This is a genomic window from Microbacterium sp. Y-01, assembly GCF_003856715.1.
Taxonomy (GTDB): Bacteria; Actinomycetota; Actinomycetes; order Actinomycetales; family Microbacteriaceae; genus Microbacterium; species Microbacterium algeriense.
Genome location: NZ_CP024170.1, coordinates 1,622,766 through 1,648,181 on the forward strand (window position 1 = coordinate 1,622,766; position 25,416 = coordinate 1,648,181).

Consider the following 25,416-nt stretch of genomic DNA (forward strand, 5'->3'; position numbering starts at 1 on the left):
ACTGGGACCATGGTCGCATTCACCAAGGGGCACGGCACGGGCAACGATTTCATCATCATCGCCGACCCCGACGGACGGCTCGAGCTGACCTCGGAGCAGGTCGCGGTGCTGTGCGATCGACACTTCGGCATCGGCGCTGACGGCGTCCTGCGCGTCGTCCGTTCCTCCGCGATCCCCGAGGGCGCGTCCGCGCTCCAGGAAGAGGCGGACGCCGAGTGGTTCATGGACTACCGCAACGCCGACGGGTCGATCGCGGAGATGTGCGGAAACGGCATCCGCGTTTTCGCGCATTACCTCGTCCGGTCCGGCCTCGCCGTCATCGAGCCCGGCTCGACGCTGCCGATCGGCACGCGGGCCGGCGTGCGCGATGTGACGGCCGGCGCGACCGGCTACCAGGTCGACCTGGGGCGGTGGAAGCTCTCCGGTGACGATCCCCTCGTGCGCGTCGATGGCCTGTCCGTCACGCGTCCGGGGCTCGGTATCGACGTGGGGAACCCGCACGTGGTGGTCGCGCTCGCGTCCGAGAGCGAGCTCGCGGCTCTCGAGCTGCATCGCGCGCCCGGGCTGGAGCCGATGCTCCCCGCCGGGGCGAACATCGAGTTCGTCGTGCCGGAGGAGCCGCTGGTGCGCAACGGCATCGGTCACGTGCGCATGCGCGTGCACGAGCGCGGCGTCGGCGAGACGCTGAGCTGCGGCACCGGAGTGGCCGCGACTGCTCTCGCCGTGCGCTACTGGGCAGGCGCCGATGCCCCCGACAACTGGCAGGTCGAGGTTCCCGGCGGAACTCTCGGCGTGCGGATGTTCCCTGCGGAAGACGGCGAGCACGTCGCGCTCTCCGGCCCTGCGCAGCTCGTCTACCAGGGTGAGGTCGACCTCCTCTGAGCGTCGCGCCCGCCGCTCGGCGTCAGCTCAGGGTGATCGGTTCGGTCGGCGGGTTCCCGTGCTTGCGGACCTTGAGGATCCGGTAGCCCTTGCCCGTCGCGGTGCGGAACACGCTGTAACCGGGGTGGAAGGTCGAGCCGATCCACCGCTGGAGCGAGTCGGCGCCGAGGTTGCGCTGGACGACGAGCCAGGCATCGCTGCGCTCGTCGAGCCGGGGGATCCACCGCTCCAGGAGGCCGTGGAGCTCATTCTTGCCGACCCGGATCGGCGGATTGGAGCGGATCGTGCGGAAGGACACGTGCTCGGGAACATCGTCGGGCAGTGATGCGTTGACATTGGTGAGACCGAGAGCCGCAGCATTGCGTCGGACGAGATCGAGCGCACGCTCGTTCACGTCCACCGCCCACACCGTCGCGTGAGGAGAGGCCAGGGCCATCGCCAGACTGATGGGGCCCCAGCCGCTTCCGAGGTCGAGAAGATCGCCGCCCGGGGGGACCGGGGGCATGTTGGCGAGGAGCACTGCAGTGCCGGCATCCAGACGGTCCGGGCTGAAGACTCCACCGGCGGTGGTGACTTCCAGCTCGCGGCCTGCGAGCGATACGCGGATCTTACGCAGGTTCTCGGGGCTTGCCGGGGCCGCAGTGAAGTAGTGATCGGACCCCATACGGTGAGCGTACCGGACAGCGCGGGCTAAGGTTAAGGCTCGCTATGAATCCCAGAGATCAGGAACGGATGACGGAGACCACGACACCCTCCACGGATGACCAGGCAGTCGAGCGCGTGCTCGCGAACGCAGAGAAGCGCTCCGAGGTGCACGTCTTCGGCGCGGCCCAGGCCTTGCAGGACGAATCGACCGCGGCGCACGCCACCACCGACGGAGCGCAATGGGACCTCGAGGACCGGCACGCGCTGCGCCGGGTCGGAGGTCTCTCGACCGAGCTCGAAGACGTCACCGAGGTCGAGTACCGGCAGCTCCGTCTGGAGAACGTCGTTCTCGTCGGGGTGTACCCGCAGGGCGCTCAGGAGGACGCAGAGAACTCGCTCCGCGAACTCGCCGCGCTGGCAGAGACCGCGGGCGCCGTGGTGCTGGACGGCGTGCTTCAGCGACGCCCGCACCCGGATGCGGCCACCTATCTCGGCCGCGGCAAGGCGCAGGAGCTCAAGGACATCGTCGCCGCCGTCGGCGCCGACACGGTCATCGCCGACACCGAGCTCGCGCCCAGTCAGCGGCGCGCTCTGGAAGACGTCGTCAAGGTCAAGGTCATCGACCGGACGACCGTCATCCTCGACATCTTCAGCCAGCACGCGAAGAGCCGCGAGGGCAAGGCTCAGGTCGAGCTCGCTCAGCTCGAGTACCTGCTCCCGCGTCTGCGTGGATGGGGTGAGTCGATGAGCCGGCAGGCCGGTGGCCAGGTGGGCGCCGGCGGGGCGGGCATGGGCTCGCGTGGTCCCGGTGAGACGAAGATCGAGCTCGACCGGCGACGCATCCGCACCAAGATGGCCCTGCTGCGTCGGCAGATCCGCGACTTCGGTCCGGCTCGGGAGGCGAAGCGCGCCGAGCGCAAGCGCAACACGATCCCTTCGGTGGCGATCGCCGGCTACACGAACGCCGGCAAGTCGAGCCTGCTGAATGCGCTCACCAGCGCCGGAGTGCTCGTCGAGAACGCGCTGTTCGCCACGCTCGACGCGACCGTGCGTCGAGCGGAGACGGAAGACGGTCGTGTGTACACGCTGACCGATACGGTCGGCTTCGTCCGCAACCTGCCGCACCAGCTCGTCGAGGCGTTCCGCTCCACGCTGGAAGAGGTCGGCGAGGCCGACGTCGTGCTGCACGTCGTCGACGGCTCCCACCCCGACCCCGCGGGCCAGCTGCAGACGGTGCGCGATGTCCTCGGCGACGTCGGAGTGCGTGACCTGCCGGAGATCGTCGTCTTCAACAAGGCGGACCTGATCGACGATGACGAGAGACTGGTGCTGCGCGGGCTGCAGCCGAAGGCCCACTTCGTCTCGTCGCGCTCCGGGGAGGGCATCGACGAACTCCGGGCGGCCATCGAAGCGGCGCTGCCGAAGCCCGCCGTCGAGATCCACGCCGTGGTGCCGTACGACCGCGGAGACCTGGTGGCGGCGATCCATGAGAGCGGCATGCTGCTGTCCGTGGAGCACCGGGAGGAAGGCACGGCGGTGCACGCTCGGGTCTCCGAACGCCTCGCGGCGGATCTCGCTCCGTTCACCGGTCGGGACTGACCGGCGTCAGCGCGCGAGGAATCGGGCCTCCACGGTGGCGGAGACGGTGATCTCCTCCGGCTCGTATTCCATCGCGGGGCCGGATTCGGCCGCGAAAGCCACCGCATCGCGGGCCTTCATCAGCGGGGCGCCCGGGGCCGAGGGACCGGGGGAGATCAACCCGACGTCGGCGATCTCGAGAGGCGTGACCTCGTCGAGACCGAGCGCGCTCGCGTACGCCTGCGCCCGGGTCACGGCGACACCCACGGCCCGGGCTGCGACGTCACGCTCGAGATCCGCACGCGTCTCCGGCGTGAGGTGCCAGTCGACCCAGCCGACCTCGACGCCGTCCCAGGGTGAGATGTCGGACACCCAGAGGGACAGCTCGGAGGCTTCCGAGAACGTCGCCGTGAAGTCGATGCTGGCGTAGTAGACCGGGGCGAGGCGCTTGCCTTCGCTGTTCCAAGGGCGCTCGGCGCGGACGGCGAGTCGCTTGCTGGTCCAGTCCACGACGGTCCCCGCGTCTGCGCGTTCCGTGATGCTCCGCCGCACCGGCTCCGCGAGCCGCATGGCCGTGTCGACGACGGCAGCGCGATCCGGTCCCTCGGCGCGGACGCCGACGCGGATGGTGGCGCGCTCGGGCGCGACGCGCGCCTCATGCTCGCCGCGGACGGTGACGGTGACTTCGCTCATGCGGCGACTCTACGCCAGCAGTCTCGGCGGGCGCGGAATGGCGGAGCCGGCGCGAACGTTGTAGTCTGTGATGCTCGGGTGTTCGTCATCCGAGTTGGTAATTCCACAGTGTGACAGCGGCTCCTTCGAGAGAAGGACCACGGGGCTGATCGGTTTCGACAGCGCCTGTGAATCCACGAGAAGCGGGCCGAGGATGCAGAGTTATCTCGTAAACGCTCTCTGCAAAAAAATAGTTGCCGAAACCAAGCGCAACGACTTCGCCCTCGCTGCATAAGCGAGCCCGATAGTCCGTCAGGCCGTATGTGATTCCGGTACGGATCCTGGCGTCATCTAGGAATCTTGCTGCGTGACGGCGTCTGGACGTCACGTGGGACTCTTCCCAGGCTGGGCTCGTCGACTTAGGTGTCTGTGACAAAGGTCGGAGCCGAGTAGAACGTCTTCACAGACTGCGCCCGGAGAAGGCGTGGAGACTCAGCGTTGGACGGGGGTTCGATTCCCCCCAGCTCCACCAGGTCGCTGTCACAAGCATGAAGGCCCGCCTCCCTGATGATCATCAGGGAGGCGGGCCTTTCTGGAATCGGGACAGGCTCCCGCGTCATCCGCTGAGCTGGTCGGTGCAGAGAGTGAGACGCGCGGACGAGATGATGGCGCTGCTGTCGGCGTAGATGTCGGCATCGTTCTTCTGCTCACCTTCGATCAGAGACATGGTGTCTGGCACTTCTCCAGCGCGGAGCCGGTCGCATGCTTCCTGACCTGCTGCCAGGAGTTGTGCATCGGTGACGTCAGGGATGATCGTCTCCACGGGCAGGCTTTCGCCGACGAGGGCGAGGAACGCCGCTTCAGCGTCGGACGCCTCCGGCTCAGCGGTCGGCGATTCCGTCACATGGGGTGGCGCCGGTTCGCTCGCTGCTGGCGCTGTGCTCTCGTTCCCCGCGCTCGGCGTCGTCCCGGTGCACCCGGTGAGTCCGACGAGAAGCAGGGCCGTCACCGCGATGGTGGTGGCTGTCACTTTGGGCATCTCGATCCTCCCGATCGGCGTCTGACCCTCATCAGCGACGGCTGGTGAGGGAGGTGGTCGCAGGTTCTGCTGGTCAGCCGTGCTCGCTGAGCTTCATGTGGAGCAGTGGGTACGGCCGACCCGCTTCATCGGTCTCGCTGCGGCTGACGACCTCGAACCCGCGGTGCGCGTAGAAGCCCGCAGCGGAATCGTTCTGCTCGTTGACATCCACCGCGGTGACACCGTGCTCCGTGATCGCATGGCTCAGGAGAGCGGTGCCGATTCCTCCGCCGCGCTGCGCCGCATCCACGAACAGCATCTCCAGATTGCCGTCGAGAACGCCGGAGAATCCCACCGGGCGACCATCGAGATCAGCGACCGAGAGAGTCACGGCAGGGAAGTAGTCCGACTGCAGGTGGCTCTCGATCTCGGCGCGGTGAGCTTCCGCGAGGAAGCCGTGAGTCGCGTCCACAGCGCTGCGCCAGATCGCAACGAGTGCCGGATACTCCTCCGCGCCAAGGGACGATCGAATGCTCAAGGCGGTCATGAGGGGTCCTTCCTGGCGGACATAGACATCGTCCTCTCAGAGCCTATGCCCGGCTGTCGACGTCGTCGAGCGTGACGGCGTTCCCCCACACCCAGCAGCGGAACGTCCGATCGCCCGCGCGGAACTCGATTCCGGCGGCGAGGGGAGAGGAGCGGACGAGTCTCGCATCCACTCGGATCGCCTCAGGCCCGAAGCGCACCCACGCTCGCACGGACTTCGGTCGCGGATGGATCGTCAACGGCTGTTCGCGCACGTCGAGCTCGCGATCGGTGAGCGACTGCAGCGGGCCGCGCTTCGCAGCCTCGAGAATCGATCGGGCCTGCGACTGCTTGTCGCGGTACGCGGAGAGCGTCGCCCCAGGGGTCCCCATTGCCGGTGTGTTCCTTCCTCCGGCCGAGAGATCGATTCTACGTCGAGGCCTCCGACGTCGACGCCGGTGTCGCAGCAGCAGCCGAGGGTCTTTCCCCGGGTTAGGGCATGATGTAGCGCATGATCAACGCTGGATCCGGCGGAGCGACGAACGGGATCTGCGTCTTCTGCGAGATCGTCGCGGGGCGGGTCCCCAGTGACAAGGTCGCGGAAGACGCAGAGACGCTGGCGTTCATGGACATCGACCCGGGCGCGGACGGGCACCTCCTCGTCATCCCGAAACGGCACAGTGCCGACCTGCTCAGCGTCCCGACGGACGATCTCGTGGCGACGACGGTGCTCGCCCAGCGGATCGCCAAAGCCATGTACTCCGGGCTCGGAGCAGACGGCGTGAACCTCCTCAACTGCTGCGGCACCGCCGGCTGGCAGACGGTCTTCCACTTCCACCTGCACGTGATCCCGCGCTACATCGACAGGCGCAAGGACAGGATGGAGCTGCCCTTCACCCCGGGTGCGCCGTCGGACGCCGAGGCCAGGAAGAGGTACGCAAGAACGCTCGCTTCCACTCTTCAGACGGACGTGTAGTCCATGCCCATCGCCGTCCGCACTCTGCTGCCCCCAGCTCGTCCGCGATACTCTGCGGACTGCGTCCGAGGAGGACCGCGGCTGTCTCGAGCTGGGCGGAGACGCCGAGGACTCGGCACTGCGCGATAGCGTGGGGACGGTGAGCAATCCCTTCGGAGAGGTGCCGGTCCTCCCGGTCGTCGTCCCTCTCGCCCTCGTGGTCTTCATCGTGCTGCTGTGGCGTCTGCATGCCCGGCGTCTCTTCTCCGTGCCGCGGGCGTCGGTCGCCGCCGCGATGGCCGTCTATGCAGCGGGCATCGTCGGGAACACCGTCTTCCCGATCTACCTCGACGCGCCGCAGACGGGCGAACCGTGGATCCCCGCGGTCGCGCTGATCCCGTTCGCCGACTACGAGATCGAAGACGCGGTGACGAACCTGCTGGTCTTCGTGCCCCTCGGTGTGCTCATCGCCTTGTTGATGGCACGGCCCACAGCAGTCAAGGTCATCGCGGTGGCTGCGGGGACGAGCCTGGGCATCGAGCTCGCCCAGCTGGCGGCGCAGGACTTCTTCTCGGGCGGCCACATCGCGGACATCAACGACTTCCTGTCGAACGTGGCAGGAGGGGCGGTGGGCTACGGTCTGTTCGTGCTCCTGTCACGCATCCCGCCTCTCGGACGCTTCCTCGAGCGGTTCCGCTGGCGAACCGGCGGAGGAGCCCCCGCTGAACCGCGGGACACGGCCGGACGGGCCACCCCGGCAGCCGGGTCCGCGGTGTCGGATCGGGACGCAGCGCCCTCGATCTGAGCCGGCCTCGTGGCGGGTCTTCCCCGGTATGGGCGGCCGCACGACCCTAGGGCAGTGGCCGGTGCCACCTATATTGAAGTCTGTGGACACCACCGCAGCGGTCGCGACCGGCCTCACGTCCGCGGAGGTCGCAGACCGCGTCGCGGCCGGAACCACGAACGCCTTCGCACCGGATACGAGCCGAAGTGCCTGGAGCATCGTCCGTGCGAACGTGTTCACGCTGTTCAACGGGATCGTGTTCGCCTGCTTCTTCGTGCTGTTCCTCGTCGGCCGCTGGCAGGACGCGCTCTTCGGGCTGGCGGCGTTCGCCAACGCGATCATCGGCTGCGTCCAGGAGTTCCGGGCGAAACGTGCGCTCGACCGACTGGCGCTGATGAACGTCCCCCGCGCTCTCGTGTTCCGAGAGGGATCCGAGGACGAGGTCGCATCCGCTGACGTCGTGCTCGACGACGTCCTCGTCCTGCGCGCCGGTGAGCAGGTCCCCGCGGACGCGGTGATCCTGACAGCGCACGGCTTGCAGATCGACGAGTCGATGCTCACCGGGGAGTCAGACCCTGTCGAGAAGCTGCCCGGAGATGACGCGCTGTCGGGAGCGATCGTCGTCGCGGGCGAGGGCATGGCGCGGGCCGCGCGCGTCGGCGCCGACTCGTATGCGAATCGCTTCGCCGGAGAGGCGCGTCGATTCTCGCTCGTCAGCAGCGAGCTCCGCTCCTCGGTCGATCGGGTGCTGAAGTGGGTGAGCTGGATCATCGGTCCGGTGGGACTCCTCGTGCTCAACGCCCAGATCATCGTCACCGGCGGCTACAGCACGGTGTTCTCGAGCGGGGCCTGGGTGCAGGCGGTCGTCAACACGATCGCGGCGCTGACCGCGATGATCCCGCTCGGGCTCGTGCTCATGACGAGCATCGCCTTCGCGGTCGGCGCCTCCCGATTGGCCCGGCGGCAGGTGCTCGTGAACGAGCTCCCCGCGGTCGAAGGGCTCGCGCGGGTCGACGTCGTCTGCCTCGACAAGACCGGCACCCTGACGGTGGGGGAGATCGCGTTCGACGCCGCCCACACCCTTCCCGGGGCTGAACCCGCCGCGCAGGACGCGGCTGTGGTCCTCGCCTGGTCCGCGGCCTCGCCCGATGCGAACGCGACCGCGCGATCGATGGCGGTCGAGTACCCGGTCGGGGAGCCGCTCGTCGTGGCAGGGTACGTCCCATTCTCCTCGGCACGGAAGTGGAGCGCGGTGTCGTTCGCCGAGCCCGCCGGGACCTGGGTGATGGGGGCGCCGGAGATGGTCTTCGGCGACAGGGCGACGGATACGGGGGAGGCGCTCGGCCGCACGGTCACGGCCCTCGCGGAGTCCGGTCGCCGCACGCTGGTGCTCGGCCGTTCGGAGCAGCCGTTGACCGCGGAGGACATCGAGGCCGAGCGGCTTCCCGTCGGCGTCTCGCCCGTCCTCGTGCTCACGTTCCGGGAGCAGGTGCGGGCGGACGCCGCGCAGACCTTGGAGTACTTCGCCCGCCAGGATGTCGGCATCCGCATCATCTCCGGCGACAACCCGCGCACGGTCGCGGCGATCGCCCGCGAGGTCGGACTCGACGTCGCCGAGGGCTTCGACGCCCGTTCGCTTCCGGAGGACGACGCCGAACTCGCCGATGTGCTCGACCGGCACGCCGTGTTCGGCCGCGTGACACCCGAGCAGAAGAAGCGCATGGTCACGGCTCTGCAGAGCCACGGACACACCGTCGCCATGACGGGCGACGGGGTGAACGACGCTCTCGCCATCAAGGCGGCGGACATCGGCATCGCGATGAACTCGGGCTCGCCGGCCACGAAAGCCGTCGCGCGGCTGGTCCTTCTCGACGGACAGTTCTCGCATCTGCCGGATGTCGTCGCGGAGGGGCGTCAGGTCATCGCGAACATCGAGCGGGTCTCGATGCTGTTCCTCAACAAGACGGTGTACGCGACGCTTCTCGCGATCATCTTCGGGGTGCTCGTGCTCGAGTTCCCGTTCCTGCCGCGTCAGCTGTCCATCACCGATGGGCTCACGATCGGCATTCCCGCGTTCTTCCTGGCGCTCATGCCGAACGCCGCGCGGTACGTTCCCGGCTTCCTCCGCCGATCGTTGAGCTTCGCCGTGCCCTCGGGCATCGTCGTCGCGCTCGGCCTGACGTGGTACTCCTTCGTCGCGCGGGGTCTCGGAGCACATCAGGACCAGCTGCGCACCGGAGCGACCGTGATCCTGGCCGTGGTCGGCATCTGGGTGCTGGCCGTCCTCGCCCGCCCCCTCAACCGGTTCAAGGTGCTCGTCGTCGGCGCGATGTTCGTCCTGCTCATCGCCGTGTTCTCGATTCCGCTCGCCCGCCGGTTTTTCGTCCTCGTCGACCCCGGTGAGGAGCTGGCGGTCGCGCTCACCGGCATCACGGTCCTCATGGTGGTCGCGATCGAGGTCGTGCGATCAGTGCATCGCCGGTTCGTGCTCCACGACGGTGCGCGGCAGACGAATCCGCGCATCTCGGCGGCATCGACCCCGCGTATCGTCTCGATCGTCACGACGGCCGTCGCGGCGCTCGCCTACGTCTCCGGAGTGCTGGCGACGGGCTTCGGCATCGTGGTCTTCCTCGGCCGGTACGATCCGGACGTCAGCACGTCGGCGTTCTCGCTGTCCGGAGCCGCCATCGCGCTGTTCGGGCTGCTCGTGCTGGCCGTCGCCGCGGGCGTCCGTCGCGGCAGCGGGCTCTCGCGACTCATGATCACGATCTTCCTCGGACTGCTCATCGCCGTGAGCGCGAGCGTGCTGATCTTCGGCGACCGCTGGGACTGGGGAGCGGCCGTCGCGATGGCGGGAGCGGCCGGGGTGATCACCCTGCTGTGGACGCCGCCGGTCACGCGTGGATTCGGACCGATCCGCGAGAGTTCGATGGGTACGGCGCGGACGTGAGGTGCGAAGGGGCTCAGCCGGCCCATTCGATGAGGATCAGTCCCTGACGGGTGTCGGCGAAGCGGACCCAGCCGTCTCCGAAGAGGTAGGTCATGCCGTAGCCCTCCTCATCCGTACCCATCGAGTAGCGGGGGTCTTCGGTGATGTACGTCCCGTCGGGGCCGTCTTCGCGCTTCCAGCCTTCAGCGAGCAGACCCGCTTGCGCCTCGGCTGCCGCTTCTGCGCCCAGCGCGGCCCACCCGTAGAGCTGCCCGTGGTCCGAGGCGACCGAGTAATCCGCCCAGAAGCACAGGAGCCCTTCCGTGAGCTCGACGCCTCCCGCGACGAACTCCTTCGGCTTCGCAGTCCACCCGGCCTCGGTGAGGGCCGCGACGGTGCCCGCCGAGATCATCGACTCGCAGGTGAGCTCCGTGGCGGTGGCACTCGGCTCCGGCGACGCAGCGGTGTCGCCCCCGGATGACGGGGTCGGCGTGATGACGTTCGGCGTCGGCGCGGGCGCAGGTTCCGCGGGTGCCGCGCACGCGGTGAGGGCGGCGAGCAGAAGCAGCGTGCCCGCGGTCGCGGCAGTGATGCGGGGGATCATCGCAGGCCTCGGGGTTGTTCAGTCCTGCAGGAGTGCCAGGAAGTCGTCGTGGAGCACGCCGTTGGTGGCGAGCGTGGATCGCGCGGAGATCGTCTCGGCCCCGTCGATCGCGGTCATCCTTCCGCCGGCCTCGCGCACGATCGCCACGGCGGCGGCGATGTCGTACTCCTTGACGCCGAACTCCGCGACCATGTCGATTCGCCCCTCGGCGAGCAGCATGTAGGCGTAGACGTCGCCGTACGCCCGGTCGCGCCAGACGCGCTCGGCCAGCGCGAGCAGGGAGTCCAGGCGGCCCGCCTCCGACCATTGCGCGATGCTCTGGAAACTGACGCTGGCATCATCGAGGGTCGACACCGAGGAGGTCTGCAGGCGGCGGATCTCGCCTTCGGCGGCGGTCCACGAGCCCGCGCCGGCGGACCCCCACCAGCGTCGTCCGAGAGCGGGCATGCTCACGACTCCGACCTGAGGGACGCCGTCGATCGCAAGGGCGATCATCGTGCCCCACAGCGGGACGCCGCGGAGAAAATTCGCGGTGCCGTCGATCGGGTCGATGATCCACTGCCGGTGGGTGCTGCCCTCTGCGCCGAACTCCTCGCCGAAGATGCCGTCCTCCGGGCGTTCCTGCGCCAGGATCGCGCGGATCGCGCGCTCCGTCGCGAGGTCAGCATCCGTGACATGCGAATTGTCGGCCTTGGTCGAGATCTCGAGGTCGGCGGCGTCGAAACGGGGGAGGGATTCGGCGTCTGCGGCATCGGCGAGGCGGAGCGCGAGTTCGAGATCGCTGGACAGGTCATCGGCGCGGGGGGAGGCGGTCACGCTCTCAGAATAGTCGGCGGATCCGGCGCCCCAGAGGGACCGATGGCCATGTTTCCCCCCGCGTCGACGGAGGGCCACGCCCGGGCCGAGCTCGATTTCGCGTGGGGCCGGTCGGCTGGTAATGTAATTCCTCGGTCGGGGTTATCCCGGGCCACGCACCTCTAGCTCAATCGGCAGAGCAACTGACTCTTAATCAGTGGGTTCAGGGTTCAAGTCCCTGGGGGTGCACGGATCAGCCTCGGAATCTCTCGCCAGATTCCGGGGCTTTTTCGCATCCGCGAACGGGCGCTATTTTTTGTGCAGGAGTGCCGGATGGCGCTCGCACTCGGAAGGCACCCCATGCAGTTTCTCTCGGAACGGATCCTCGACGGCGGTGTCGTCGAGCGGGAGTTCCTTCTCGACGACTTTCCCGGCATCCTCTGGACACCGCCCGCAGCGTCCCCGGCTGCTCCCGTTCCGCTGATCCTGATGGGCCAGCCGGGCGGTATCGGCCTCCGACGGATGCATCCTCGTCTGGCGTCCCGTGCGCAGAGCTCCGCCGCGCAGGGATTCGCCTCCGTCGCCATCGAAGCCCCCGGGGCGGGGGAGCGTCCACCGCTTCCCGGAGCAGAGCAGGTGCGCGCGGACCTCCGCCGCGTTCTCGGTGCCGGCGAGCGACCATCCGACGACCTCATCGACCGGTTGATCCTCCCTCTCGTCGAGCAGGCGGTGCCGGAGTGGCAGCGCACCCTCGACGCGGTTCTCGAGCTTCCGGAGATCGATGATCGCGTCGGATTCTCCGGAGGCGTGATCGCCGTCGCGACGCGCCTCGCCGTCGTCGACTCGCGCATCCGGGCTGCGGGACTCTTCGCCGGCAGCTACGTGCCGCGCGTGACGATGGACGAGGCGCGCCGCCTCACGATCCCGCTGCACGTCCTCCTGCAGTGGGACGACGAAGGCAACGACCGAGGGATGGCGCTGGAGCTGTTCGACGCCTTCGGGTCAGAGGAGAAGACGCTCTACGCCAACATGGGCGGCCACACCGGTGTTCCGCGGTTCGTGGGTGAGGACGCGGCCCGCTTCTTCTCCCGCCACCTCGGCGCGCCCGAAGGGTGACGGGGACCCGGAGTCGCGATCAGGCGACGGCGATCACAGAGCCGTCGGTGAGCTCTCGCAACTGTGCGAAGGTCAGCGGCATCACGGTGTGCGGGTGTCCCGCTGCCGCCCACAGCTCGTCGTGCTCCTGCAGCGCTTCGTCGATGAACGTGCGCAGCGGTGCGGGGTGGCCGACGGGTGCGACGCCGCCGATCGCCTGACCGGTGGCCGACCGCACGACGGGTGCCGGCGCCATCGTCACCTCCTCCGCTCCGATGTTCCGCGTCAGGACAGCGAGCTCGACGCGATGACCGCCGCTGGTCATGACCAGCACCGGCTCGCCGTCCGCGACGAACACCAGGCTGTTCGCGATGGCGGCGACGTCGCATCCGATGGCCGCCGCCGCCTCCGCCGCCGTGCGGGCGGAGTCGGGCAGGACTCGGATCGTGGTCTCGACACCGGCCGCGGTCAGCTGGTCCTGCACGGGGCGGCTGCGTTCGGGAAGGGGCGCATCGATGCTCATCACCCCACGATATCCACCTGGCAGCGGCGCCCGGCCGGTCCTCACTGACCCGCCGGGCGCCGCAGTCCTCAGCTCAGGCGGCGTCGCCCAAGAGGATCGCCTCGGCGTCCTCGGTCACGGCGTCCGTCGGCTCATCGTCGATGTGGGCCAGCACGCGGCGTCCGAGGAAGACGGTGAGCGCGGCGAGCAGCACCGACACGGCGGCGAAGACATACGGAACCGTCGCGTTGAACGCGTGCCACAGCAGAGCGGCGAGCGGGGGAGCCATCGCGCCGCCGAGGAAGCGCACCGCGGAGTACGCGGACGACGCGACGGACCGGGGAAGATCCGTTGCCTCCATCACCGCTTCCGTGAGGACGGTGTTCATCACGCCGAGCAGGAGTCCGCCGATGACGATGCAGACCACCAGCGCGGCCGCGCTGCCGACGACGAGTCCGGCCGCGACGAGGTCGACGGCGAGCAGAGGCAGCACGATCAGGATGATGCGCGTGCGCGGCATCCGACGCATCAGGACGGGTGCGACCCAGACGCTCGTGACGGCGAGGGCGACACCCCAGCCGAAGAAGGTGAAGCCGATGCCGAGTGCACCGAATCCGAGGGGGAACGGCGAGAAGGCCAGGAGCACGAAGAACCCGATGTTGTAGAACAGGGCGGCGACGGCGAGGATCGCGAGGGCCGGACGACGCAGCGCTGTGAACGGTGCGGAGAACGGCACCGGCACCCGCTTCTCGCCGGGGCCGCGCAGCAGGACGAGGACGGCGACGAAGGCGATGGACATGAGGGCGACGACGCCGAAGAACGGTCCGCGCCAGCTCTGCTCGCCGAGGATGCCGCCGAGAAGCGGGCCGATCGCGATGCCGAGGCCGAGCGCGGCCTCGTACAGGATGATCGCCGCGCTGCTGCCGCCGGAGGCGGCTCCGACGATCGTGGCGAGTGCTGTCGAGATGAACAGTGCGTTTCCGAGGCCCCATCCGGCACGGAACCCGATGACGGCGTCGACGCTGCCGCTCAGCGCGCACAGGAGCGAGAAGCAGACGATCAGCGCGAGGCCGATGAGCAGGGTTGCCTTCGCGCCGATGCGGCTCGAGATCCAGCTCGTGACGAGCATCGCCAGGCCGGTCACGAGCAGGTAGCTGGTGAACAGCAGCTCGGTCTCGACGGGCGTCGCCTCGAGGGACTCGGCGATCGCGGGGAGGATCGGGTCGACGAGCCCGATGCCCATGAAGGCGACGACGCACGCGAAGGCGACGGCCCAGACCTGTGCGGGCTGCTTCCACACCGATGGCGTGGTGGGGGCGGATGAGTTCACCGGGATTCTCCTGTCCGGTCGGCGATGGTACGAGCGGCGAGGATCTCCGCCGCCCGGGTGAGGGCAGCCCAGTCGTCGTCGCTCAGGTCGATGAATCGTGGGGCGATCGTGTCGCGGAACTCCGTGCGCCAGGCGCTGAGCGCGTCCGAGCCGTCGGGCGTGATGCCGACGACGATGGCTCGGGAGTCATCGGGGTCGGGGGAGCGGTGAACGAGTCCGTCCCGCTCCAGGCCGCCGATCAGTCGCGTCATGCCCGGCTGTGTGGTCCGCGCGGCTGCGGCGAGTTCTCCGACGCGCCGGGGCCCGTTCTGATCCAGGAGGCTCAGAACGCGCCACTGCGCGGCGGGTGCCTCGTTTCCGGCGTCCTGCGCGGCGATCCTCCCGAGCGCGTAGCCCGAGAGGACGAGTGAGGGGATGACCTCCGAACGATTCATACCAAGAAGTATATACCTGTTGGTATGTATGTGTCTTACCGCCTGGCGTTGGCGATCCGCGCGGAGAGCTGGTGCGCATGCGCCAGGAGGATGCGCCCGAGCTCCGCACGACGCTCCGGCCCGAACCGGAACTCGACCCCCGTCAGGCTCAGCGCCCACTCCGGTCGTCCTGCCCGGTCGAAGACGGCCGCGCCCAGCCCCCAGCTGCCCTCGACGATCAAGCCGGGGTTGACGGCATAGCCGCGTTCCTTCGTCTCGGCGAGGCGCGTGCGAAGGGGCCGGACACCGTGCGCACGGCCCCAGCCGGTCTCGAGCTCGGGATGGCGTTCGAGGTAGGCATCCACATCGTGGTCAGGGAGGAAGGCGAGGATGGCCAGGCCGGCACTGGCGACACCGAGGGGGAACCGCACGCCCTCGCTGAGGACGAAGGAGCGGATCGGGAAGGATCCCTCTTCGCGAAGAAGGCACACGGTCTCGTCCGCCCGGCGAACCGAGAAGAACGCGCTCTCCTCGGTCTTGACGGCGAGCGAGCGGACGATGTCCCTGGCGAGGGCGGTCACGTCGTACCGAGCCGCCGCGACCGATCCCATCAGGAAGAGCTCGGGGCCGGGCATCCACCGAGCGCTCTCCTCGTCGCGGTCGACGAGCCCTTCGGCCTTCAGGGCGCTGAGGAGACGGTGAGCCGTCGAGCGCGAGAGCTGAGCGGCCTCGGCGAGCTCCTGCAGGGGGACGCCCTCCGCCCCTCCTGCGGTGACGAGTCGCAGCAGGCGAGCCGCCCGCGCGATCGCCTGGGCTCCGGCGACGGGAGTGGCCACCTGTTCCATAATGTGGACGCTACCGCTCGATTCGGCCACATCGCAAGATGCTGGTTCCGCCGATCCCGGTCACGGGCGGATGCTGGAGGGAGCACGGAATCGAAGGAGCTGACGTGATCGACAAGCAATGGGAGTCCGCGGCGCACGCCGTCGCGGACATCGAGGACGGATCCTCGCTCGCGGTCGGCGGATTCGGCCTGTCCGGCAACCCGATCGCCCTGATCGAGGCTCTGCTCGCGCAGGGCACCAGGGATCTCCGTGTCGTGAGCAACAACTGCGGCGTGGACGACTGGGGCCTGGGCGTCCTGCTCGCGGCCCAGCGCATCCGCAAGATGACCTCGTCCTACGTGGGGGAGAACAAGGAGTTCGAGCGGCAGTTCCTCAGCGGCGAGCTCGAGCTGGAGCTGACGCCCCAGGGGACTCTGGCGGAGAAGCTCCGCGCCGGCGGGTCGGGCATCGCCGCCTTCTACACCCAGACGGGCGTGGGCACCCAGGTCGCCGAGGGCGGCCTCCCTCGTCGCTACGGTGCCGACGGCAGCATCGCCGTGGCGTCGCCGGTCAAGGACGTCCGTTCCTTCCTCGTCGACGGCGAAGAGCGCGAGTTCGTGCTCGAAGAAGCCATCACCACCGACTTCTCGCTGGTGCACGCCGCGCGCGGTGACCGGCACGGCAACCTCGTGTTCAACAAGGCCGCGCGCAACTTCAACCCGCTCGCCGCGATGGCCGGTCGCATCTGCATCGCGCAGGTCGAGGAACTGGTCGAACCCGGCGAGCTCGACCCGGACGCGGTGCATCTTCCCGGTGTCTTCGTGCATCGCATCATCGAGGTCGGCGTCGACATCCCGAAACGCATCGAACGGCGCACCGTCGCCGCGGAAGGAGCCTGAGATGGCGCTCACGCGCGACCAGGTGGCCGCCCGCGCGGCGGCGGAGCTCGAGGACGGCGCCTACGTCAATCTCGGCATCGGCCTTCCCACGCTGGTACCGAACCACGTGCCGCCGGACATCACGGTGGTGCTGCAGTCCGAGAACGGCATCCTCGGGGTCGGGCCGTATCCCACGGAGGACGCCGTCGACCCGGACCTCATCAATGCGGGCAAGGAGACGGTGACGACCTTGCCGGGAGCCACCTTCTTCGACTCCGCGACCAGCTTCGGGATGATCCGCGGAGGGAAGATCGACGCGGCGATCCTCGGCGCGATGCAGGTCTCCGCGTCCGGCGATCTCGCGAACTGGATGATCCCCGGCAAGATGGTGAAGGGCCCCGGCGGCGCCATGGACCTCGTGCACGGTGCCGGGCGGGTGATCGTGCTCATGGAGCACGTGGCGAAGGACGGATCCGCGAAGATCGTGGATTCGTGCACGCTCCCGCTGACCGGACGCGGAGTCGTCGATCGCATCATCACCGATCTGGCCGTGATCGACGTCACGGAAGCCGGACTCATCCTCGTCGAGACGGCCCCCGGCGTCGCCGTCGAGGACGTCATCGCCGCCACGGAACCGCCGCTCACCGTGGCCCCCGAACTGCTCACCGGAAGGACCAAGGACCATGACTGAGAACGATGTCGTCATCGTCGCCGCTGCCCGCACCCCGCAGGGACGGCTGAAAGGACAGCTCGCCGCCTTCACCGCGCCGCAACTCGGGTCCTTCGCGATCCGCGGTGCGCTCGAGCAGGCCGCCATCGACCCCGAGACGATCGATGCGGTGATCGTGGGGCAGGTGCTCGCCGCGGGCTCAGGGCAGAACGCCGCCCGACAGGCCGCCATCGGAGCAGGTATCGGCTGGGATGTCCCCGCCCACTCCGTGAACAAGGTGTGCCTGTCCGGCCTGACGGCGATCATCGACGCGGCCCGGATGATCCGCACCGGCGACGCCGAGGTCGTGGTCGCGGCGGGCATGGAGTCCATGACCCGCGCACCGCACCTGCTGATGGGCTCTCGCGAGGGGTGGACGTACGGCAGCGTCGAGGTGCTCGACCACATGGCCTACGACGGTCTCACCGACGCCTACGACAGGGAGAGCATGGGGGCATCGACCGAACGTCACAACGCCCGCTACGAGCTCACCCGCGAGGCCCAGGACCGCGTGGCCGCGCTGTCGCACCAGCGCGCCGCCGCGGCGCAGGAGGCCGGGGTGTTCGACGCCGAGATCGTCGCCGTCGAGGTCCCGCAGCGCCGGGGCGAACCCGTGCAAGTGACGAAGGACGAGGGCGTCCGTCCCGAGACGACGGTCGAGACGCTCGCAGGACTGCGCCCCGCCTTCGCCGAGGGCGGCTCCATCACGGCGGGGAACTCCTCCCAGATCTCGGACGGCGCGTCCGCCGTGGTCGTCACGACGCGCGGCATCGCCGAGGCGAAGGGGTGGCCGGTGCTCGTCACGGTCGGTGCGAGCGGGCAGACCGCCGGTCCGGACAACTCGCTGCAGGCGCAGCCGGCGCGGGCTATCGAACGGGCCTGCGAGAAGCAGGGCATCTCGCCGTCGGACCTGGACCTCGTGGAGATCAACGAGGCGTTCGGCGCGGTCGTCGCGCGCTCGGAGGTCGAGCTCGGACTGGACGACGAGATCGTGAACATCCACGGCGGCGGCATCGCGATCGGTCACCCCATCGGGGCGTCCGGCAATCGCCTCGTCGTGCACATCGCACACGAACTGGTCCGCCGCGGGAGTGGGACGGCTGCCGTGGGACTGTGCGGCGGCGGCGGTCAGGGCGAAGCGCTCATCCTCACCCGGTGAGCGCGCGGTTCGCCGCCCCGCTCAGGAGCGCTCGTCCTTGGCGTGGTCCTGCGTGTCGGCCAGGGCCTTCTGCGAGCGGAACTGCAGGCGCTGCGCCTTCTTCGCCTTCTTGACCGACTGGGGCGAGTCGGCGTCGACCAGCACGCCGCGTCGCTCGCGGTTCATGTCGATCACGGCGCCGACGGCCAGGGCCATCGTGATGCCCCAGCTCACCCAGGACAGCACGGCGCGCCAGGTGATGGGCTGCTCGCGGGTGCCGCGCAACAGCGAGATTCCTGCGGAGATCGCAGCGACGAGTCCGGTGCTGAAGAGGTAGCGCATGTCCTTACGCTACCCGCCCGCACCCCAGCTCGCACCGAGCCTTGACAAGCCCTCCTCGATCCTGGCAGGGGAGTAGGTCGTGAACGAGAGGCGGAGGGTGCGCACATCGGGGGTTCCGGAGAAGAAGGAGGCGCCGGGGACGAACGCGACGTCGTGTCGGAGCGCCCGGCCGAGGGCTGCGGAGGCGTCCATGCCCTGCGGGAGCCGCGCCCAGACGAACATTCCGCCCTCCGGCCGATTCCAGGTGCTGTCCTGCGGGAGAGCCGCGGGCAGAGCCGCGAGCATCGCATCGCGGCGCTCCCTGTAAGCCTCCCGGATGCGTGCGAGGGCTGGTTCGCCGCGGCCGGAGAGCAGATAGTGTGCCGCCGCCGCCTGATCGATCGTCGAGGTGTGAAGGTCTGCGGCCTGCTTGGCGATCGTCACGGACGGACGCACGTCCGCGCTCATCCGGATCCAGCCGATGCGCAGACCGGGCGCGATCACCTTGGAGAAGCTGCCCAGGCTGATCACGTGGTCCGGCGCTGACGCCGCCAACGAGGGCAGCGCCGCGCCCGAGTAGCGCAGCTGACGGTACGGCTCGTCCTCGATGATGCGGAATCCGCGGCGCTCGGCGATCTCGGCGATCCGGCGTCGCGCCTCGAGTCCGTGTGTGCGGCCGGTGGGGTTCTGGAAGGTCGGCACCGTGTAGAAGAACTTCGGGGCGTGCGCGGCGGCGAGGCGGTCCAGCTCGTCCAGTTGGAGCTCGTCCTCCGCATACGGCACACCGATGACGCGGGCGCCGGCCAGCGCGAACGTCTGCAACGCAGCGAGGTAGCAGGGCTCCTCGACCAGCACCGTGTCGCCAGGGTCGACGAGCGCCGTCGCGAGCAGCCCGAGGCCCTGCTGGGAACCGGTGGTGATGAGCACGTCGGCGGCGGTCGTCGGGAGTCCGTCGGCGCTGTATCGACCGGCCACCTCCTCGCGCAGGACGCGGTTGCCCTCCGACGTGGAGTACTGCAGCACGGCGGGGGAGGTGAGCACCGCGTCGAACGCGGCACGGATGCCCTCGAGGTCGAACAGCTCCGGTGCAGGAAGACCGCCCGCGAACGAGATCACCTCCGGCCGTTCGGTGAGGGCGAGCAGGTCGCGCACGGGCGATGTCCTGGTCTCGCCGACCCTCCGCGAGCGCAGTGGAAGGGCGGTGCGGGCGGCGCTGACCTGGGGGACGTTCGGCAATGGATCTCTCCTCGAGCTGGGCGCAGAGCCTGACAGGTGTCGCCAGACTAGTCCTCGCGCGCTCACGGCAGTCACCCGAGCACGCCCGGTATCATGGATGCCGTCGCGGCATGTCCGCGGCCGCACAACCGTGTATCTACCGGCCGTCGGCGCTCCGACGGACAGCGGCGGCACCCGACACCGCGTCTCCGACGCGCGAGAGCCATGACACACGTATCGACACATGCCTCGGATGAGCAGCTCCACGAGCCGAGCCTTCTCCGCATCGCAGGCTTCCCGTACTTCCTGATCGCCTTCATCGCACGGCTGCCGTTCGCCATGATGGTCGTCGGCGTCCTGACCGTCGTGGTCGCGGCGCGCGGCTCCCTCTCCCTGGGCGGGCTCACCTCGGCGGCCGTCGGCCTGGGCACGGCCTGTTTCGGCCCCCTCCTCGGCGCGGCGGCCGACCGCTTCGGGCAACGCGCCGTGCTGGTCGTCCTCGCGCTCGCGAACGGGGCGATGCTGCTGCTGTTCACGCTGGTGGTCTACGGCACGGCTCCCGACGGCTTCGTCCTCCTGGCCGCCGTCGGCATCGGCGCCACCGCACCGCAGGTCGCTCCGCTCTCGCGTTCGCGGCTCGTGACGATCATCGGCGAGCGGATGCCGGAGTCCCGCCGAGCCAGGACCGTGTCGGGCACGATGGCGTACGAGTCGGCGGCGGACGAGACGGTCTTCGTGTTCGGCCCGTTCCTGGTCGGGATCTTGGCATCGGCGATCGCTCCCTGGGCCCCGCTGGTGGGAGCAGCCGTCCTCACCGTGCTCTTTGTCGGTGCGTTCGCGTTGCACCCCAGCGGGCGCCATGTCTCCGCGGACCGCGACGCCGCGGGAAGGGCGCCCTCAGCGGTGTCGGACCTGTTCCGTCCGCAGCTGCTCATCGTGGTCCTCGGCATTCTCGGCGTCGGCATCTTCTTCGGCACCATGCTGACCTCGCTCACGTCCTTCATGGCCGACCGCGGCGCTGCAGAGCAGGCCGGACTCCTCTACGGCGTGATGGGGGTGGGCTCCGCCGCGCTCGCCCTGGGCGTCGCCTGGCTGCCCGCGGCGTTCTCGCTCCGCGCGCGCTGGCTCGTCTTCTCCGGGATCCTGCTGGCCGGGACGCTCCTGCTCGGTTTCGTGGACTCCCCGGCGACCATGATGGTGGCCCTTGCGATCATGGGGATCGGCATCGGCCCGACCCTGGTCACGCAGTACAGCTTCGGTGCCGCGCGCAGTCCGCGCGGACGCTCGGCCACCGTCATGACGATGCTCGGATCCGGTGTCGTCGTGGGGCAGTCCCTCGGTGCGGCCGTGGCGGGCGAGATCGCCGAGAGCGTCGGCACGTCGGCGGCTCTGGTGCTGCCGATGGTCGCCGCCGCCATCGCGTTCGCGGCCGGTGTCGCGAACTGGTTCCTGAGTCGAGAGCACCCTCGTCGGGCGTCTGTCAAGGGATGACCCGCACTCCGGCGCCGATCGCGGAACCTGGGTAGGTTGGAATCAACCGTGAGGAGTCATACGTGACCGCTGCAGATTTCGTCGTCGTCGCAAACCGGCTGCCTGTCGACCGGGTGGAGGGGCCCGACGGCGAGGAGATCTGGCGCACTTCACCCGGCGGCCTGGTCGCCGCGCTCGAGCCCATGATGCGCAGTGTGCACGGGGCCTGGGTCGGCTGGCCGGGGCAGGCCGACGTGGAGCTCGAGCCGTTCGACGCCGATGGCATCCACCTCATCCCCGTGCCGCTCAGCGCGGAGGAGGTCGCCGACTACTACGAGGGCTTCGCGAACGACACGATCTGGCCGCTGTACCACGACGTCATCGCCCCTCCGCAGTACCACCGCGAGTGGTGGGAGGCATACGTGATCGTGAACCAGCGGTTCGCCGAAGCCGCTGCCGCGGCCGTCGCCGAGAACGGCACGGTCTGGGTGCACGACTATCAGCTGCAGCTCGTCCCGCAGATGGTCCGTGACCTGCGCCCCGACGTCACGATCGGCTACTTCCACCACATCCCGTTCCCCGCGCACGGCCTCTACGCCCAGCTTCCCTGGCGCGACCAGGTGCTCCGCGGACTCCTGGGTGCCGATGTCATCGGCTTCCAGCGCGCGCAGGATGCCACGTACTTCCTCACGGCTGTGCGCCGTCGACTGCGCTACGAGGTCAAGGGCTCGAACATCGCTGTCCCCGAGGGCGACACCACCCGTACCGCGCTCGCCAGGGCGTTCCCGATCTCCATCGACACCGAGCCCTACCTGGAGCTCGCGGCGCGGGAGGACGTGCAGGCGCGTGCCGCCGAGATCCGCGCCAGCCTCGGCAACCCGAAGCGCATCCTGCTCGGCGTCGACCGCCTCGACTACACCAAGGGCATCGGGCACCGGATCAAGGCGTACGGCGAGCTCCTCGAGGACGGCCGGCTCGACCCCGAGGACGTCACCCTCATCCAGGTCGCGAGCCCGAGCCGGGAGCGCGTCGACGCGTACGCCCACCTGCGCGACGAGATCGAGCTGGCCGTGAGCCGCATCAACGGCGACCACGACACCGTGGGGCACTCGGCCATCCGCTACCTCCACCAGGGCTACCCGCGCGAGGAGATGGTCGCGCTCTATCTCGCGGCCGACGTGATGCTGGTCACGGCGTTGCGCGACGGGATGAACCTCGTCGCCAAGGAGTACATCGCGACCCGCGCCGACAACAGGGGAGTGCTGGTGCTCAGCGAGTTCACGGGCGCAGCGGATGAACTGCGTCAGGCGGTTCGGGTGAACCCGCATGACATCGCCGGCCTGAAGGACGCGATCATGACGGCGATCGAGATGCCGCCGGCGGAGCAGGCCCGGCGCATGCGCTCGCTGCGACGCCGCGTCCTCGACAACGACGTCAACGCCTGGTCGTCGTCGTTCCTGGCGGCGCTGGCCGACGTGCGCCGTCGCTGACGCACGCGTCTCCGCGATACTGGGATCATCCCCTCTCTGATTGGAGCACCTGTGACGCGCGCCTGGATTCCCGGAACACCCGACGCCGAGCTGAGCGCCCTGGCGGCGACGCCCCGGCTCGTCGTGGCCCTCGACTTCGACGGCACGGCTTCCCCGCTGGTCGCCGATCCGATGGCGGCGCGCGCGCTTCCGGAGGTCGCGGCCCAGGTCGCGCGCCTCGCCGCCCTGCCGGACACGGTGGTCGCCTACGTCTCCGGGCGCAGCATGCACGACCTCCGCGTGATCACCGAGCACGACGATGACTCCGCGATCGCTCTGGCCGGGTCTCACGGCGCGCAGTACTGGTTCCCCGGCGCGGGCGCTGCCGATGCCCCGGGCGAGGCCACCGAGGATGGAGCGCGCGAGGAGCTGTGGGCAGCGGCTCAGCCCATCATCGCCCGCTACGAGGGCGCGGAGTTCGAGCCCAAGACCTTCGGGATGGGCGTGCACACGCGTCGTGCCGACCGCGAGACCGAGCAGCAGGTGTTCGCCGAGATCGACGCCCTCGTCGCCGAGCGCTTCCCGCACTGGCGTCGGCGAGCGGGGCACCGCGTGCTCGAGTTCTCCTCGCGTGCCGAGGGCAAGGACGCCGCGATGACGACGCTCCGAGAGCGCTTCGCGGCGACGGGCATCCTGTTCGCGGGCGATGACGTCACGGATGAGGATGCGATGCGCGTGCTCGGCCCCGGAGACCTGGGGGTCCGTGTGGGACCGGGGGAGAGCGCTGCCGCACTGCGTGTGGACTCTCCACAACAGATCGCCGCGCTTCTGGAGACGCTGGCGGACGAACGGGCCGCCGCGCAGGAATAGACTCTCGTCATGTCCTCGCATGATCCCTCCTCCAGCGCGCCCATCGACATCAAGCCCCGCAGCCGCGTCGTCACCGACGGCATCGAGGCCACGACCTCCCGAGGCATGCTGCGTGCCGTCGGCATGGGAGACGCGGACTGGGACAAGCCCCAGATCGGCATCGCCTCCAGCTGGAACGAGATCACGCCCTGCAACCTGAGCCTGGATCGGCTCGCGCAGGGGGCGAAGGAGGGCGTGCACTCGGGGGGCGGCTACCCGCTGCAGTTCGGCACGATCTCCGTCTCGGACGGCATCTCGATGGGCCACGAGGGGATGCACTTCTCGCTGGTCTCGCGTGAGGTCATCGCCGACTCGGTCGAGACCGTGATGATGGCGGAGCGCCTCGACGGCTCGGTGCTGCTCGCCGGCTGCGACAAGTCCATCCCCGGCATGCTCATGGCCAGCGCGCGCCTCGACCTGTCGAGCGTGTTCCTCTACGCCGGATCGATCGCACCCGGCTGGGTCAAGCTCTCCGACGGCACCGAGAAGGACGTCACGATCATCGACTCGTTCGAGGCGGTCGGCGCCTGCCGCGCCGGGCTCATGAGCGAAGAGGACCTCAAGCGCATCGAATGCGCTATCGCCCCGGGCGAGGGGGCGTGCGGCGGCATGTACACCGCCAACACGATGGCCTCGGTCGCGGAGGCGCTCGGCCTGAGCCTTCCCGGCTCAGCTGCTCCGCCCGCGGCCGACCGTCGCCGCGATTACTTCGCCCACCGCTCGGGCGAGGCCGTGGTGAACCTCCTGCGCCAGGGCATCACGACGCGCGACATCCTCACCCCGGAGGCGTTCGAGAACGCGATCGCGCTGGCGATGGCGCTCGGCGGCTCCACGAACGTCGTCCTCCACCTGCTCGCCATCGCGCGCGAGGCCGAGGTCGAGCTGAACCTCCACGACTTCAACCGCATCGGCGACAAGGTCCCGCACGTGGCGGACATGAAGCCCTTCGGCAAGTACGTCATGAACGACGTCGACCGTCACGGCGGCATCCCCGTCATCATGAAGGCCATGCTCGACGAAGGCCTGCTGCACGGCGACGCGCTCACCGTCACCGGCAAGACCCTCGCCGAGAACCTCGCCGAGCTCGACCCGCAGCCCATCGACGGCGAGGTCATCCACACGTTCGACAACCCGATCCACGCCACCGGCGGTCTGACGATCCTGCACGGCTCGCTCGCTCCCGAGGGCGCCGTCGTGAAGACCGCTGGCTTCGATGCCGCGGTGTTCGAGGGACCCGCCCGCGTCTTCGAGCGGGAGCGCGCCGCGATGGACGCCGTGGCCGAGGGCACGATCGAGCCCGGCACCGTCATCGTCATCCGCTACGAAGGACCCAAGGGCGGACCGGGTATGCGCGAGATGCTGGCGATCACCGCGGCCATCAAGGGCGCGGGGCTCGGAAAAGATGTACTACTCTTGACGGACGGACGATTCTCAGGCGGCACAACCGGCCTGTGCATCGGCCACATAGCACCCGAAGCGGTGGACGCAGGTCCTATCGCCTTCGTGCGCGATGGTGATCTGATACGGGTCGATATCGCAGCTCGCTCTCTCGACCTACTCGTCGACGACGCAGAGCTCGCCTCCCGCCGCTCTGGCTGGGAGCCGCTTCCCCCGCGCTACACCCGAGGCGTTCTCGCCAAGTACTCGCGCCTCGTGCGGTCCGCCGCCGAGGGAGCGACCACAGGCTGATCCATCGACAGGCTCAGGATCCCGTCCCCTCGGGCCTCCGCCTTCCTGCACCGTTCATCAGAAGGAA

The 25,416-nt window shown here is 69.2% G+C and carries 26 protein-coding genes, 1 tRNA gene and 1 other RNA gene; 15 read left to right on the forward strand and 13 right to left on the reverse strand.

Going from position 1 to position 25,416, the window contains the following annotated elements; translation table 11 throughout:
• Window positions 1-9: 9 nt before the first annotated feature.
• Window positions 10-882, forward strand: coding sequence for a diaminopimelate epimerase (gene dapF / locus CSX12_RS07560; protein WP_124895388.1), 873 nt, complete (start codon window positions 10-12; stop codon window positions 880-882).
• Window positions 883-904: 22 nt separating this feature from the next.
• Here the strand turns inward: dapF and CSX12_RS07565 are convergent, their stop codons facing one another.
• Window positions 905-1,546: a methyltransferase gene (locus tag CSX12_RS07565; protein WP_124895389.1), complete on the reverse strand. Its 642-nt coding sequence runs from the start codon at window positions 1,544-1,546 to the stop codon at window positions 905-907.
• Between the two features lie 68 nt (window positions 1,547-1,614).
• On the opposite strand from CSX12_RS07565, the gene hflX reads away from it, so the two are divergent.
• Window positions 1,615-3,126 (forward strand): GTPase HflX, encoded by a 1,512-nt coding sequence (hflX, locus tag CSX12_RS07570; protein ID WP_124895390.1) that lies wholly within the window; start codon window positions 1,615-1,617, stop codon window positions 3,124-3,126.
• Window positions 3,127-3,132: 6 nt separating this feature from the next.
• Here the strand turns inward: hflX and CSX12_RS07575 are convergent, their stop codons facing one another.
• Complete coding sequence (locus tag CSX12_RS07575) at window positions 3,133-3,798, reverse strand: SIMPL domain-containing protein (RefSeq protein WP_124895391.1); 666 nt, start codon at window positions 3,796-3,798, stop codon at window positions 3,133-3,135.
• Window positions 3,799-3,939: 141 nt separating this feature from the next.
• On the opposite strand from CSX12_RS07575, the gene ssrA reads away from it, so the two are divergent.
• Window positions 3,940-4,309: a transfer-messenger RNA gene (gene ssrA / locus CSX12_RS07580) on the forward strand.
• Between the two features lie 84 nt (window positions 4,310-4,393).
• Here the strand turns inward: ssrA and CSX12_RS07585 are convergent.
• The 3 genes from CSX12_RS07585 to CSX12_RS07595 all read right to left on the reverse strand — a co-directional run bounded on the left by CSX12_RS07585 (window position 4,394) and on the right by CSX12_RS07595 (window position 5,712).
• A complete protein-coding gene (locus CSX12_RS07585) occupies window positions 4,394-4,816 on the reverse strand; it encodes a DUF732 domain-containing protein (RefSeq protein WP_124895392.1) in 423 nt (140 codons plus the stop codon).
• Window positions 4,817-4,889: 73 nt separating this feature from the next.
• Window positions 4,890-5,342 (reverse strand): acetyltransferase, encoded by a 453-nt coding sequence (locus CSX12_RS07590; RefSeq protein ID WP_124895393.1) that lies wholly within the window; start codon window positions 5,340-5,342, stop codon window positions 4,890-4,892.
• Between the two features lie 43 nt (window positions 5,343-5,385).
• The gene (locus CSX12_RS07595; RefSeq protein WP_017204413.1) at window positions 5,386-5,712 is read right to left on the reverse strand and encodes a hypothetical protein; all 327 of its coding nucleotides are present in this window, start codon (window positions 5,710-5,712) and stop codon (window positions 5,386-5,388) included.
• 119 nt (window positions 5,713-5,831) lie between these two features.
• Between CSX12_RS07595 and CSX12_RS07600 the strand changes: the two genes are divergently transcribed.
• The 3 genes from CSX12_RS07600 to CSX12_RS07615 all read left to right on the forward strand — a co-directional run bounded on the left by CSX12_RS07600 (window position 5,832) and on the right by CSX12_RS07615 (window position 10,009).
• Window positions 5,832-6,296, forward strand: coding sequence for an HIT family protein (locus CSX12_RS07600; RefSeq protein ID WP_124895394.1), 465 nt, complete (start codon window positions 5,832-5,834; stop codon window positions 6,294-6,296).
• A 139-nt stretch (window positions 6,297-6,435) separates the two neighbouring features.
• Complete coding sequence (locus CSX12_RS07610) at window positions 6,436-7,080, forward strand: VanZ family protein (protein ID WP_241160584.1); 645 nt, start codon at window positions 6,436-6,438, stop codon at window positions 7,078-7,080.
• 82 nt (window positions 7,081-7,162) lie between these two features.
• Complete coding sequence (locus CSX12_RS07615) at window positions 7,163-10,009, forward strand: HAD-IC family P-type ATPase (RefSeq protein ID WP_124895397.1); 2,847 nt, start codon at window positions 7,163-7,165, stop codon at window positions 10,007-10,009.
• A 13-nt stretch (window positions 10,010-10,022) separates the two neighbouring features.
• On the opposite strand, the gene CSX12_RS07620 is transcribed toward CSX12_RS07615, so the two are convergent.
• Both CSX12_RS07620 and CSX12_RS07625 read right to left on the reverse strand, forming a co-directional pair.
• Window positions 10,023-10,592, reverse strand: a complete 570-nt coding sequence (locus CSX12_RS07620) for a hypothetical protein (protein WP_124895398.1) — start codon at window positions 10,590-10,592, stop codon at window positions 10,023-10,025.
• Window positions 10,593-10,610: 18 nt separating this feature from the next.
• Complete coding sequence (locus CSX12_RS07625; protein WP_124895399.1) at window positions 10,611-11,408, reverse strand: inositol monophosphatase family protein; 798 nt, start codon at window positions 11,406-11,408, stop codon at window positions 10,611-10,613.
• Between the two features lie 155 nt (window positions 11,409-11,563).
• On the opposite strand from CSX12_RS07625, the gene CSX12_RS07630 reads away from it, so the two are divergent.
• Window positions 11,564-11,636, forward strand: a tRNA-Lys gene (locus CSX12_RS07630).
• A gap of 111 nt (window positions 11,637-11,747) precedes the next feature.
• On the forward strand, window positions 11,748-12,503 hold the full coding sequence (locus CSX12_RS07635) for an alpha/beta hydrolase (protein WP_124896836.1): 756 nt from the start codon (window positions 11,748-11,750) through the stop codon (window positions 12,501-12,503).
• A 19-nt stretch (window positions 12,504-12,522) separates the two neighbouring features.
• Here the strand turns inward: CSX12_RS07635 and CSX12_RS07640 are convergent, their stop codons facing one another.
• The 4 genes from CSX12_RS07640 to CSX12_RS07655 all read right to left on the reverse strand — a co-directional run bounded on the left by CSX12_RS07640 (window position 12,523) and on the right by CSX12_RS07655 (window position 15,572).
• Window positions 12,523-13,005, reverse strand: a complete 483-nt coding sequence (locus CSX12_RS07640; protein ID WP_206427147.1) for a YbaK/EbsC family protein — start codon at window positions 13,003-13,005, stop codon at window positions 12,523-12,525.
• 73 nt (window positions 13,006-13,078) lie between these two features.
• Window positions 13,079-14,314, reverse strand: coding sequence for an MFS transporter (locus CSX12_RS07645; protein WP_124895400.1), 1,236 nt, complete (start codon window positions 14,312-14,314; stop codon window positions 13,079-13,081).
• Window positions 14,311-14,748, reverse strand: coding sequence for a MarR family transcriptional regulator (locus CSX12_RS07650; RefSeq protein ID WP_124895401.1), 438 nt, complete (start codon window positions 14,746-14,748; stop codon window positions 14,311-14,313). The genes CSX12_RS07645 and CSX12_RS07650 overlap by 4 nt, the downstream gene beginning before the upstream one ends.
• A gap of 35 nt (window positions 14,749-14,783) precedes the next feature.
• Window positions 14,784-15,572 carry an IclR family transcriptional regulator gene (locus CSX12_RS07655; RefSeq protein WP_124895402.1) on the reverse strand — a complete coding sequence of 263 codons (789 nt, stop codon included), beginning with the start codon at window positions 15,570-15,572 and terminating at the stop codon, window positions 14,784-14,786.
• A 104-nt stretch (window positions 15,573-15,676) separates the two neighbouring features.
• On the opposite strand from CSX12_RS07655, the gene CSX12_RS07660 reads away from it, so the two are divergent.
• Genes CSX12_RS07660 through CSX12_RS07670 form a run of 3 tightly spaced genes read left to right on the forward strand, consistent with a single transcriptional unit; the run spans window position 15,677 to window position 18,297 of the window.
• Window positions 15,677-16,450, forward strand: a complete 774-nt coding sequence (locus CSX12_RS07660) for a CoA transferase subunit A (RefSeq protein ID WP_026049985.1) — start codon at window positions 15,677-15,679, stop codon at window positions 16,448-16,450.
• A 1-nt stretch (window position 16,451) separates the two neighbouring features.
• A complete protein-coding gene (locus tag CSX12_RS07665) occupies window positions 16,452-17,120 on the forward strand; it encodes a CoA transferase subunit B (RefSeq protein WP_124895403.1) in 669 nt (222 codons plus the stop codon).
• The gene (locus CSX12_RS07670) at window positions 17,113-18,297 is read left to right on the forward strand and encodes an acetyl-CoA C-acetyltransferase (protein WP_124895404.1); all 1,185 of its coding nucleotides are present in this window, start codon (window positions 17,113-17,115) and stop codon (window positions 18,295-18,297) included. Before CSX12_RS07665 ends, CSX12_RS07670 begins: the two co-directional genes overlap by 8 nt.
• A 21-nt stretch (window positions 18,298-18,318) precedes the next feature.
• Here CSX12_RS07670 and CSX12_RS07675 read toward each other — a convergent pair whose 3' ends face one another.
• The gene (locus tag CSX12_RS07675) at window positions 18,319-18,618 is read right to left on the reverse strand and encodes a hypothetical protein (RefSeq protein ID WP_017204425.1); all 300 of its coding nucleotides are present in this window, start codon (window positions 18,616-18,618) and stop codon (window positions 18,319-18,321) included.
• Between the two features lie 9 nt (window positions 18,619-18,627).
• Window positions 18,628-19,833: a PLP-dependent aminotransferase family protein gene (locus tag CSX12_RS07680; protein WP_241160585.1), complete on the reverse strand. Its 1,206-nt coding sequence runs from the start codon at window positions 19,831-19,833 to the stop codon at window positions 18,628-18,630.
• Window positions 19,834-20,037: 204 nt separating this feature from the next.
• Here CSX12_RS07680 and CSX12_RS07685 point away from each other — a divergent pair, with 204 nt between their 5' ends.
• The 4 genes from CSX12_RS07685 (at window position 20,038) to ilvD (ending at window position 25,349) form a co-directional block, all read left to right on the forward strand.
• Window positions 20,038-21,303 (forward strand): MFS transporter, encoded by a 1,266-nt coding sequence (locus tag CSX12_RS07685; RefSeq protein ID WP_124895405.1) that lies wholly within the window; start codon window positions 20,038-20,040, stop codon window positions 21,301-21,303.
• A gap of 62 nt (window positions 21,304-21,365) precedes the next feature.
• The gene (locus CSX12_RS07690; protein ID WP_124895406.1) at window positions 21,366-22,772 is read left to right on the forward strand and encodes a trehalose-6-phosphate synthase; all 1,407 of its coding nucleotides are present in this window, start codon (window positions 21,366-21,368) and stop codon (window positions 22,770-22,772) included.
• Window positions 22,773-22,823: 51 nt separating this feature from the next.
• Window positions 22,824-23,621 carry a trehalose-phosphatase gene (gene otsB / locus CSX12_RS07695; RefSeq protein WP_124895407.1) on the forward strand — a complete coding sequence of 266 codons (798 nt, stop codon included), beginning with the start codon at window positions 22,824-22,826 and terminating at the stop codon, window positions 23,619-23,621.
• Window positions 23,622-23,630: 9 nt separating this feature from the next.
• Window positions 23,631-25,349: a dihydroxy-acid dehydratase gene (gene ilvD / locus CSX12_RS07700; RefSeq protein WP_017204430.1), complete on the forward strand. Its 1,719-nt coding sequence runs from the start codon at window positions 23,631-23,633 to the stop codon at window positions 25,347-25,349.
• Window positions 25,350-25,416: the final 67 nt, after the last annotated feature.